Source organism: Flavobacterium xanthum, assembly GCF_900142695.1.
GTDB classification, from domain to species: Bacteria; Bacteroidota; Bacteroidia; order Flavobacteriales; family Flavobacteriaceae; genus Flavobacterium; species Flavobacterium xanthum.
This window is the reverse complement of record NZ_FRBU01000060.1, coordinates 1-13,092: the sequence shown is the minus strand read 5'-3', so window position 1 is coordinate 13,092 and position 13,092 is coordinate 1. Positions and strand designations below refer to the sequence as shown.

Here is a 13,092-nt window from a genome sequence, read left to right as displayed (position 1 = left end):
ACCTCGGAAAAGGCATCAATTTGATTCTCCAAATGAAGTATATTTACAATTATTAAACAATAATCAGGAATTCGCATTAATTAATTGAATCCACCTAGTGAAAAGTGAAACTGCTTTTGTTCGCTTGCAAAAAATAATCACTGCTATTTTTAAATACCAAAAAATGGAAAAAGAATTAAATTGGTATATGGATCGAATGTAAAGTAATTACACAAGTACTACTTCCCAACTCATTTCTAATTAGATTAATCACACTTAAATTTGGTTCTATTAAAACCAATATTATTTAAGAAAAATGCAGTATAAAGACACATCAGATCTGGAGATTTCATTGCTATTAGAAGCAATCTATCGGAAATATGGGTACGATTTCAGAGAGTATTCGCAAGCGCATATTAGGCGTCGAATACTGAATAGAATGGCACTTTCTGGCTTTGAAGATATAGCTCAAATGCAATCTATGGTTTTAAATAATGTACCATTCGCTTCAGAACTCTTACAAGATTTATCAATAACGGTAACCGAAATGTTTCGCGATCCTGCATTTTATAGATCATTACGAGAAAAAGTGATTCCTATTTTAAAAACCTATCCTTTTATAAAAATATGGCATGCTGGATGTGCTACAGGAGAGGAAGCGTATTCGATGGCAATTCTATTGCAAGAAGAAGGTTTGTATGATAGAACGACAATATATGCTACTGATTTTAATCAGCTGGCGTTGAATCGTGCTAAAGAAGGTATTTTTTCGAATAAATTAATTAAAGAATACACTTCTAATTATCAATTATCAGGAGGAAAAGAATCTTTTTCAAGTTATTATACTTCACATTACGATAATGTTATTATGAATCAATCTTTAAAAAAAAACATTGTTTGGGCCAATCATAATTTAGTAACTGATAGTATTTTTGCCGAAGTACATTTAATATTATGTCGGAATGTCTTAATTTATTTTGATCAAAATTTACAAAATAAAGTTCAAACTCTTTTTTACAATAGCCTGATAAATGGAGGTATTTTATCGCTGGGATCTAAAGAAAGTATTCGGTTTACCGATTATTTTGAACATTATAGTGAATTAGACCTTAAACAACGAATATTTAAAAAGAAATACTAAAAATGCAGTACGAAGCAATTGTTATAGGAGTTTCTTCTGGTGGTATGAATGCTTTGAAAATTATATTCGCAGCTATGCCGGCACATTTTAGTATACCCATGATTATTGTGCAACATGTAGGTGCTCAATCTGACGGTCAATGGATTACTCTTTTTAATGATAAAAGTCAGCTTGAAATCAAGGAAGCAGATGAAAAAGAAAAAATTAAAAAAGGCACCATTTTTATTGCTCCTCCTAATTATCATTTGTTGATTGAAAAAGACAAAACCTTTTCCCTCACTATAGATGAACGTGTAAATTATGCAAGACCATCCATTGATGTGTTATTTGAATCAGCTGCTGAAGCCTACAAAAACAAATTAATTGGAATCGTACTAACTGGCGCTAATAATGACGGTGCAAAAGGCATTACACGAATACAAGAATGTGGTGGTCTAACTATAATTCAGGATCCAAAAACAGCAGAATCAGCCTATATGCCAAAGGCGGCTATTGCAGCTATTGAACCCAATTTTATTGGTTCATTAGACGATATAGTTACGTTTTTATTAAAAATAGAACAACAAAAAAGATAATCAAAATCAATTTTACAACTAACAAAATGAAAATGACCCTTGGTAAAAAAATAGCGACAGGATTTATTGCTTGTGCAATAGTACTTTTAGGAGTGGCAATTTTCTCCTATAAAAACAGCGAAAAATTCATCGCCTCTAATACCTTAGTCAATCATTCTAATTCTGTTTTGTATGAATTCGAGCAAATTTTGATGTTAACTGTTGATGCAGAAACAGGAATTCGAGGCTATGTAATTACTGGAAATGATGATTTTTTAATTCCTTTTACCTCTGCCAATGTCAATATAATTCCACAACTCAATAAAGTTAAAGAACTAACAAAAGACAATCCAAACCAGCAAAAGAATATTGAAGAGCTAAAGAAGCAAACTAAAATGCGTTTTGATAATTTTAGGAAATGCATCGCTCTTCGTAAAAAAGATTATACACTAGCCCAAGAATTTGTTGCTTCTGGGGAAGGAAAACAGATCCAAGATGAAATCAGAAATTTAGTTGATCAGGCTCAGGAAACTGAAAATCTCTTACTTACAGAAAGGATTCAAGCCAGTGAACAAGATGCTAGTAGATTTAACATTGTATTTGCTATTTTATTGTTAATCATTACTTTAATTCTTCTAGTAGTTTATAATATAGTGACTACCAATTTAAAAGCACTAAAAAAATCCGAATTAGAAACGGCTAGCAAAAACTGGTTGCTTACAGGAAACGCGATGCTTAATGAAAAATTAATAGGTGACCAAAGTATGATCGAATTGGCAAACAATACTATTAGCTTTTTATGTTCCTATCTCCAAGCCAACATAGGCGCCGTTTATTTATTAGATGAAAAAGAAAATACTCTTTTACTGAGTGGAAAATTTGCTTTTACACCTGCAAATGAAGCTAAAGAAAACTTTAAGTTGAACGAAGGATTGATTGGACAAGCTGCTTGGGAACAAAAACAACTTTTGTTTACAGCCATTACTGATGATCAAATTCGCATTACTTCTACCGTGCTAAATGCCAAACCAACAAATGTTCTGATTACTCCTTTTTTATTAGATGGAAAAACAAAAGGAGTGATAGAGATTGGAAAGCTTACTGATTTTACCGAAACTGAAAAGGAATTTATTGCTGTTTCTATGAGTAGTATAGCAATAAGTGTGAACACGATTCAACAAGCAGAAGAAAAGGAAAAAAGAGCTGCGGAGTTGGCTGTAGCCAATACAGAACTTGCTTATCAAAATCAAGAAAAAGAAAAACGAGCCGCAGAGCTGGGAATTGCTAATAAAGAATTAGCATACCAAAATGAAGAAAAAGAAAAACGAGCAGTCGAGTTGTATTTTGCTAATAAAGAACTTTCTAATCAAGCTGAAGAACTTCAAATACAACAAGAAGAACTTAGACAATTAAATGAGGAATTAGAGCAGCAAGCACAAAATCTTAAGCAACAACAAGAGGAATTGCGAATGACCAATGAGGAATTGGAAGAGCAAACGCAATCATTAGAAGAGCGAAACAAGGAAGTAGAGGCTTCTAAAGATAATATTGAGAAAAAAACAAAACAACTTGAAATTAGCAGCAAGTATAAGTCGGAATTCCTGGCTAACATGTCGCATGAACTAAGAACACCACTTAATAGTTTACTCATTTTGTCCAAAGATTTATCAGAAAACAGAAAGAAAAACTTAGATGATGTGCAAGTTGAAAGTGCTGAAATTATTTATAAAAGTGGTCATGATCTTCTTGTATTAATAAATGAAGTACTGGACCTCTCTAAAATTGAAGCAGGAAAAATGTCTATTAATGTTGAAAAAGTATTCTTGAAAAATTTCACAGACGAACTACTGCTTAATTTTAAACATCAAGCAGAACAAAAAGGATTGCTACTCACCTGCCAATTGGCTACTAATTTACCTGAATTTATTCACACCGATTTACAGCGTTTGAATCAAATATTGAAAAACTTGCTATCCAACGCCATTAAATTCACAGAAAAAGGAAGTGTAACTATACATATTAATCCGGGCACTGAGACTACATTAGTCCTATCGGTTTCTGATACAGGTATTGGAATATCAGAAGACAAACAAGCTGCAATATTTGAAGCTTTTCAACAAGCCGAAGGTGGTACTTCAAGAAAATATGGAGGTACAGGATTAGGCCTTTCAATTTCACGCGAACTTGCAAAACTATTAGAAGGCGAGATTAGAGTAACAAGCAAACCGGAAGAAGGATCTACATTCTCACTCCACATCCCGCTAGAAATTCATCCTGAACAAGAGCCTACTTCTTCAACAGCAACACAATCTTTACGCTATATTCCACGTACTGAAAATAACGTAAACTTTCTCAATTATAAAACAATTGACGATGATAGAGACACCATAAACGCTACTGATAAAATTGTACTCATTATTGAAGACGATCGAAATTTTGCAGGAATCCTTTTAAAACAGGCCAACAAAAAAGGATTCAAATGCTTATCCGCAGCCAGCGGTGAAGATGGTTTGATACTTGCTTCAAAATACTTACCACAAGCTATCATCCTTGATATGGGCTTACCAGGAATCAATGGGAAACAAGTTTTGCAGGAATTAAAAGCAAATCCTATGGTACGGCATATTCCAGTTCATATTATTTCGGCAAACGATCGTTCCCTTGAACCAATAAGAGAAGGTGCCGTAGAATATTTAATGAAGCCCATCTCTAAAGAAGGTTTAGAAGAAGCTTTCAACCGAATTGAAAATTTTGTCAATAGAAAAATAAAGAACCTTTTGATTATAGAAGACAGCGAGAATTCTAGAAAAGCAATGAAAATACTCATTGGAAATGGTGATGTAAAATGTTTTGAAGCAGAAACAGGTAAAGAAGCCTTGGAAATTTATCAGGAAAATCAAATCGATTGTGTAATACTGGACATTGGTTTGCCAGACATGAGCGGATTTGATCTTATTCAAAAACTGGAGGTTATTAAAGGGCACAGCATGCCTCCTATTATTGTCTATACAGGAAAAGAACTTACCAAAGAAGAAAATAATCTACTTCATAAATATGCAGAGAGCATTATTATAAAAGGAATAAAATCCGAAGAACGATTACTGGACGAAACGGCTCTTTTTCTGCACCGTACTATTAGTAATTTGCCCAAATCAAAGCAAATAATGATTAATAGTTTGCATGATAAAGACACCATATTTCAATCAAAGAAAATACTTTTAGTAGATGATGATATGAGAAATGTTTTTGCATTATCTAAAATATTACAAGAACGAGGAATCGAAGTCATCAAGTCAGAAAACGGCAAAAACGCTCTAGAGATGCTAGCTACACATCCTAACATTGATTTAGTTTTGATGGATATTATGATGCCAGAAATGGATGGTTATGAAGCAATGAAACGAATACGATCTCAAATGAAGTTCAAAAAATTGCCTATAATTGCACTTACCGCAAAAGCCATGAAAGATGATAAACAAAAATGCATTGATGCTGGAGCCAACGATTATATTACAAAGCCAATTGATATAGAACGCCTCTTATCTTTGATGCGCGTATGGTTAAGTAAATAATATAATGCTATAGAGCAGGATCTGCATCGAAAGATAATAAGCTTATTTTTTTGTTAGAACTTCAAAATTCGTTTTAGAGTATTTAACATTCAAACATTTATTTTACAATAAAAATGAAAATAAACAGCCCAGTCAAAATTTTACTGGTAGATGATTTACCAGAAAATTTATTTGCCTTAGAAGTAATTCTTTCTAATGAAAATTATTTATGTGTCAAAGCAAATTCAGGGAATGAAGCCTTAAAAATTCTGCTGCACCAGCAAGATTTTGCCATCATTTTAATAGATGTTCAAATGCCAATGATGGACGGGTTTGAAACAGTAGATTTAATTCGCCAAATCGAAAAGCTAAAACATGTTCCCATTATTTTTTTAACAGCCAGTATCGATAATTCTTCACAAATCTTTAAGGGTTATCAAGCAGGTGCCGTAGATTATATGATTAAACCACTTTCGCCAGAAATATTAAAAGCAAAAGTGGCTATTTTTGTGGATTTACATGAAAAGAATCAGGAATTATTAGTTCAGGCAGAACAACTGAAAAAACTAAATACCGACCTTACTGCTGAAAAACTACTGTCAGAATATTCCCTTAGTTTAATAGAGGCAAGTCATGATCCTCTATTTGCTATTAGTCCAGAAGGAAAAATAACGGATATGAACAATGCCTCCGTAAAAGCAACGGGTGTATCTCGCAAAAAATTAATAGGCACTGATTTTTTTGATTATTTCACAGAACCGCAAAAAGCGCGAGAAGTGTATCAAAAAGTGTTTGAAAAAGGACTCATAACAGATTATCCGTTGATCCTCCGCCATAAGAAAGGAACGATGATTGACGCGCTATTCAATGGATCAGTGTATCAGGATGACAAAGGGGAAGTACTAGGAGTAGTAGTTGTAGGCCGTGATGTTACGGATCAAAAAAGAATCGCAACGGAGCTAGTTGAAGCCAGAGTTTTTGCCGAATTAGCTACAGAAATTGCAGAAGAAGCAAAAATAAAAGCAGAAAGTGCTACTCTTATTGCTGAAAATGCAGTGAAAGCAAAACAGCAATTCTTGTCTAATATGAGCCACGAAATTCGGACTCCTATGAACGCAATTATAGGATTTACAAAAGTGGTCTTAAAAACAGATTTAAATGGTAAACAAAAAGAATATTTAGACGCAATTAAAATAAGTGGAGATACATTAATTGTACTTATCAACGATATTCTGGATTTAGCAAAAGTAGATGCAGGTAAGATGACGTTCGAAAAAACACCTTTCAAAATGAAATCTTCTATTTCAGCCATTCTTCATTTATTTGAGACTAAAATTGTGGAAAAAAACATAAAATTAGTTAAGGAATATGACAATAAAATTCCCGCTGTTTTAATAGGAGACCCTGTTCGTTTGCACCAAATTATTTTAAATCTTGTTAGTAATGCTGTTAAATTTACTAAAAAAGGAAAAATTACGGTAAGTATAGATTTATTATATGAAGATGAAGCTAAAATAATTCTAAAATTTGCGATAGCAGATACAGGAATTGGAATTTCCGAAGAAAAAATAGGATCTATATTTGAAAATTTTCAGCAGGCAACCAGCGGAACTTCAAGATTATATGGTGGCACTGGACTTGGTCTAGCAATTGTGAAGCAATTAATAGAGCCACAAGGCGGTAGCATTCGTGTAACAAGTACGTTAAATGAGGGTTCAATATTTAGTTTCACATTACCTTTCCAAAAGACAAATGCCGATGCAGAACTTGAAAACGAACTAAATGAAATCCATTCAGAGATGAAAAATATAAGAGTATTAGTGGTCGAAGATATTGCACTGAATCAATTGCTAATGAAAACACTTTTAGATGATTTTGGATTTATCAGCGACATTGCTGAAAATGGTAAAGTAGCTATTGAAAAGCTACAAAAACAAGAGTATGATGTTGTACTTATGGATCTGCAGATGCCAGAAATGAATGGTTTTGAAGCTACGCAATACATTAGAAATACGCTAAATTCTACTGTACCCATAATTGCATTAACCGCTGATGTTACTACTGTTGATGTAGAAAAATGCGCAGCGTCGGGAATGAATGATTACCTAGCTAAGCCTGTCGATGAAAAACTTTTATATAGTAAAATAGTAACTATTGTAACAACAGCCCAACCTGATAAATTTATAAAAAAATGCAAGGAAAATAAGAATTTTGAGGTAAAAAGAAAATACACTGACCTGAACTATTTAAAACAGCGGACCAAATCAAATCCAAAACTAATGATGGAAATGATTTCATTATATTTAGCTCAAACCCCACCGTTACTGCATACAATGGTACAAAGTTTAGAGCAGGAAAATTGGACTTTATTAGATGCTGCCGCCCACAAAATGCTACCCTCTTTTTCAATAATGGGAATCAGTCCAGATTTTGAAACGGTAGCAAAAAAAATTCAGGACTTTGCAAAAGACCAAGAAAAAAATGAGGAAATACAAAGTTTGGTACTGCAACTGGAAACCGTTTGTTTACAGGCATGTGCTGAGTTAGAGGAAGAACTTCTGCTACTCAAAAATAACATCTAAAATCTATTTATTCTTATCCAAATTCAATATTTATTGGTCTACAGGTTTATAAATCATAATTATTTTATCCTTTTACAAAACATATTTCCTTATATTTAATGAATATTTTTTAAGCTTTTTAATGTGTGAGGTATCCTGAATTACTGGATAAAAAAAATTTATAGCCAATCTCATAACTATAAAATAACAATACATATTTAATATTATGAAATTAGCTCAGAAAGTCACTTCAAATAAATTAAGCCCGGAAAAAGAAGTAAAAAAAAATTCTTTTCCCGTGGTAGCCATCGGTGCATCAGCTGGAGGACTGGAAGCGTTTAGTATTTTACTTAAAAATCTATCGGTAAATACTGGCATGGCCTATATCTATGTTCAACACCTAAGTCCTGACCATAAAAGTTTACTGACTGTAATTCTTTCTAAGATTACTAAAATGAAAGTCCAGGAAATTGATAACATGGAAAAGATGGAACCAAACAATGTATATGTAATTCCACCCAATAAAGTAATCGAAGTAGTTAATGGGCATATTCAGTTGCACCCACGCATAAAAAAAAGCAGCCCTACGCTCTCAATAGACTTTCTTTTTTCCTCACTTGCTGAAACCCATAAAGCAAATGTCATTGGAATCATACTTTCAGGTTATGCCAGTGATGGTATGATGGGCCTCAAAGCCATTAAAGATGCTGGAGGCATCACTTTTGCGCAAGATGAAACGGCTCAAGCTAATAGTATGCCAAACGCAGCAATTTCTACGGGAGTGGTAGACTATATTTTACCACCTCTAGAAATTGCCCGTAAAATAATTCAACTTAGCAAAAAAGGAATACCTACAACAGAGAGTCAGGACAAAGAAAGCAACGCAGAAGAAGGGTCTCTTAATAATAACAATTACGATATAAATTCAATTTTTGAACTTTTACTCAAAGAAACGGGAGTGGATTTTAGTCATTATAAAATGCCCACCATTAAGAGAAGAATAAACTATAAAATGACTCAATATGGAATAAAGTCGATAGAAGAATATGTAAAACTTTTACTTCAAAAAAATAATGAAATTGAAATTCTCTACACGGATTTATTAATAAATGTAACTAGTTTTTTCAGGGAAAAAGGAACTTTCCAATTTTTAAAAACTAATTTATTAACAAAACTTTTAAAGAATAAAACTGCTGATGATACACTACGAATATGGGTTCCAGCATGTTCTACAGGTCAGGAAGCCTATTCTTTTGCCATGATTATAGCCGATTTGCAGGAAGAAAAAACAAATACAATTGCTGTTCAAATTTTTGCCACTGATTTAAGCGAAGAGGCTATAAGAAAAGCCCGTATTGGTGACTATTCTCAAAGTGATGTCGAATCCATACCTAAAAAATATTTAAATCGATTTTTCACAAAAACAGGTGAAAATTACCGCATTGTTAAAGAGCTAAGGGAAATGTGCATATTTGCGCCACACAATATTCTACGCGATCCTCCTTTTTCGCGAATGGATCTAGTAAGTTGTTGTAATCTTCTAATTTATTTTGATTCTGCCGCGCAAAAGAAAGTTTTTGCATCCTTACATTTTGCTTTGAATGATATTGGATATTTGATACTTGGCAAAGCCGAAAGCATTGGGACAACATCACAACTTTTCACATTAGTTAACAATAAATTTAAAATCTATTCTCGAAAAAATAATTTGGGAGTTCGAAAGATACTTGAATTAACACCACGTTTTACACGCACTACTATGTCTAATAAAAAAGTAAACACTACCTCTAAAAACATAAGTGTCAATCAAGAAAGTATAGAAAATGCTATTGACGCTGAACTTCTTTCTAATTACATGCCAGCCTGCGCTGTGGTGAACAAAGACATGGAAATACTCCAGTTTAGAGGACCGGTCTCCTCCTACTTAGAGCATTCATCCGGTAAAGCCAGTCTAAATATTTTTAAAATGGCCAAGCCAGAATTTGCTTTTGAACTCCGGAACGCGATTAATAGAGTTATAGAAACAAAAAAAACAGTATCTAAATCAGGCATAGAAATCAAAATTGAATCCGTTTTAAGGTTGATGTCTTTTGAGGTGCGCCCACTTAAAATTGAGTGGGACGAACCCTTACTTCTGATTGTTTTTAAACCGCAGGAACTAGTAGAAAAAATTAATGAATCTGACGTTGATGGAACAAGCAATGCCAAACTCAAAGATTTAAAAATAAAAAAACTGACGGAGGAACTCATTGCTACTCGCGCTGAAATGATTACTATTGTTAAAGCCCAAGAAAATATTTATGAGGAATTACAAGCTGCAAACGAGGAAATCGTTTCGTCAAATGAAGAATTCCAGACTTTAAATGAAGAATTGGAAACCTCAAAGGAAGAAATTGAAGCCACTAACGAAGAACTCATTTTTACCAATCAGGAATTACAAATGCGCCATGATTTATTAATAGAATCACATGCCTATTCTGAGGCTATTATTGCCACCATACATGAACCTATGCTTGTTTTAAATAAGGATTTTCATGTAATATCCGCTAATAAATCTTTTTACAAAAAATTTCTAGCAGATAAAAAGGAAACCGAAGGAAAACTATTATTTGATTTAGGTGATAAACAATGGAACATTGCAAAACTTCGTGAAGTACTAAATGATATCCTTTCTAAAAATAATAGTTTCGAAAATTTTGAAGTAACCCACACCTTTTCTAGCATTGGAGAACGAATAATGTTACTTAATGCGCATTTGATTGTTCAAAAAACAAACAGCAAACCACTCATTCTTTTGGCTATTGAAGACATAACGGATCGGTCTCGATATTATCTCAAAGAAAAATATTCACTTAGTCTTATAGAAGCAAGTCTTGATCCTCTGACAACAATAAACAATGAAGGAAAGATTACTGATATGAACAGGGCAACTGTAAATATAACGGGATTGTCACGAGAGAAATTAAAAGGAACTGATTTCTTTGGCTATTTTACAGAGCCTGAAAAAGCTCAAGCTATTTATAAAGAAGTCTTCGCTAAAGGTTTTATCACTAATTCTCCAATTAAACTTCGTCACAAGAGCGGAAAACTTACTGATGTGTTATTAAACGGCTCCGTTTATAAAGATGACCAAGGTACTGTATTAGGAGTGGTTATTGTGGCAAGAGATGTAACGGATCAAAAAAGAATTGAAGCTGAATTAATAGAATCAAAAGTATTTGCAGAGTTGGCAACTTTAACCGCAGAAGAAGCAAAAATTAAAGCCGAAGAAGCGACAAGAGCTGCAGAGGACGCTGTAAAAGCGAAGCAACAATTCTTATCCAATATGAGCCATGAAATTCGGACTCCGATGAATGCAATTATAGGATTTACCAGCGTGCTTTTAAAAACTGAATTAACCACTAAGCAAATAGAATACTTAAACGCCATACAATTAAGTGGTGATACTTTGATCGCATTAATAAACGATATTCTTGATTTAGCAAAAGTAGATGCTGGAAAAATGGTTTTCGCAAAAAAATCATTCGAAATGGACGTTTCAATAGCCTCAATGCTCCAATTATTTGAAACAAAAATTCAAGAAAAAAATTTAAAACTGGTCACTCACTATGACAAAAAAATACCCAAACTCGTTTTGGGAGACTCCATCCGATTGCACCAGATTATTTTAAATCTCGTTAGCAACGCTGTTAAATTTACTTCTAAAGGCACTATTAAAGTCAGCACTAACTTATTGTTTGAAGATGCTGATAAAGTAATAGTTGAATTTGTAATTGCTGATAGTGGCATCGGTATTCCTGAGGATAATATAGATTTAATATTTGAAAATTTTCAACAAGTTAGTAATGGATCTTCCAGCAATTATGGAGGTACGGGTTTAGGATTAGCCATTGCGAAACAATTAGTAACATCACAAGGAGGCAGCATTCGTGTCAAAAGTAAAATAAATGAAGGCTCCACATTTAGTTTTACGCTATCTTTTCAAAAGACAAAAGGCAATACCGAGAAACAAACTAATTTAATTGAATCCAATACTTTATTAAAAAACGTAAAAGTTTTGGTGGTTGAAGATATGCCACTCAATCAATTATTGATGAAAACAATTTTGGATGATTTTGGTTGTGATCGTGAAATTGCTGACAATGGAAAAATTGCTATCGAAAAACTGGAAAAAAAATCATACGATATTATTTTAATGGATCTTCAAATGCCAGTAATGAACGGTTTTGAAGCTACAAAACACATTCGGGAAATCATGAAATTAGACACCCCAATTATTGCGCTTACGGCTGATGTTACGACAGTAGATTTGGAAAAATGCAAAGGTGCGGGAATGAATGATTATATCGCCAAGCCCATTGATGAAAAATTATTGTATTCTAAAATTGTCGAACTGATACAATAAATTCTATGTGCTTTATTCAGTAACTTTAGAATAATACTATAAAAGTTTCAAAAATTGATACTTACCTTCCTACATAATTATTTTTATAGTCAAGTGTGAAAGATATAACTTTTATTAACAATTGTATAACACTTGCAGGAGCCAATCAAAATACATTTGTAATGTAATTAGTATGCTGTGAAAAGCGGTACTAATTAATTTAAATGTTTGTTTGTAAACCAATCGGTTTTTAAGCAAACATTTAAAAAAAGTATTAATCATAAAAATTGAAAATCATGAATCTTAAAAGAATCTTTGGAGCGTTATTAACAGCTCTTGGAATAGGTGGTCTTATCTACACAGCAGTTATCTTTGCTGGAACTTCAGGCGAAACGAGAGATGTTAAATCGTTAATCATATATGGAATATTAGGAATTATTTTCTTTGTATCTGGAATTAGCTTAGTTCGTACAACAAAAGACGAATCATAATTGTATTCTTTTACAAAATATAGGATTTATAGTAAAATCTAGTGTCGGACTGCAATTAAATTGTACTATATTTTGAGTGAAACTCATAAAATGAATCTTTTAGATTAGTATTTTTCAAGTTATACCCAGTAAAATATTTCATTGTAAGAAACAGGATTAAAGACAGAATGAAATAGAATCTTTTTCGTTGGAAAAAGGGTTAAAGAATGGGTGTAATTTGCATTCAAAACTAATTTCAAGACAATAAGCACATCCTCTCTGGTTTATAATCAGAGAGGATTTTATTTTCATATCAATCCTATTTTATTTATTATTTCAGTACATTCTTTTATTATCGGTGGATTCAATTAATTAATGCGAATTCCTGATTATTGTTTAATAATTGTAAATATACTTCATTTGGAGAATCAAATTGATGCCTTTTCCGAGGT

6 protein-coding genes are annotated in these 13,092 nt (G+C 32.8%); all 6 read left to right on the top strand.

From position 1 onward, the window contains the following. Positions 1 to 295 precede the first annotated feature (295 nt). The 6 genes from BUC11_RS15685 to BUC11_RS15660 all read left to right on the top strand — a co-directional run bounded on the left by BUC11_RS15685 (position 296) and on the right by BUC11_RS15660 (position 12,661). Complete coding sequence (locus BUC11_RS15685) at positions 296 to 1,120, top strand: CheR family methyltransferase (protein ID WP_073355590.1); 825 nt, start codon at positions 296 to 298, stop codon at positions 1,118 to 1,120. Between the two features lie 2 nt (positions 1,121 to 1,122). Beyond that, complete coding sequence (locus BUC11_RS15680) at positions 1,123 to 1,695, top strand: chemotaxis protein CheB (RefSeq protein WP_073355589.1); 573 nt, start codon at positions 1,123 to 1,125, stop codon at positions 1,693 to 1,695. A gap of 26 nt (positions 1,696 to 1,721) precedes the next feature. After that, entirely contained in the window at positions 1,722 to 5,246 is a 3,525-nt protein-coding gene (locus BUC11_RS15675) for a response regulator (protein WP_139259534.1), read from the top strand. Positions 5,247 to 5,359: 113 nt separating this feature from the next. Beyond that, complete coding sequence (locus tag BUC11_RS15670) at positions 5,360 to 7,807, top strand: response regulator (RefSeq protein WP_073355586.1); 2,448 nt, start codon at positions 5,360 to 5,362, stop codon at positions 7,805 to 7,807. Positions 7,808 to 8,012: 205 nt separating this feature from the next. Next, positions 8,013 to 12,191, top strand: a complete 4,179-nt coding sequence (locus tag BUC11_RS15665; protein ID WP_073355585.1) for a chemotaxis protein CheB — start codon at positions 8,013 to 8,015, stop codon at positions 12,189 to 12,191. 275 nt (positions 12,192 to 12,466) lie between these two features. Next, on the top strand, positions 12,467 to 12,661 hold the full coding sequence (locus tag BUC11_RS15660) for a hypothetical protein (RefSeq protein WP_073355583.1): 195 nt from the start codon (positions 12,467 to 12,469) through the stop codon (positions 12,659 to 12,661). The last annotated feature ends 431 nt before the right edge of the window (positions 12,662 to 13,092 follow it).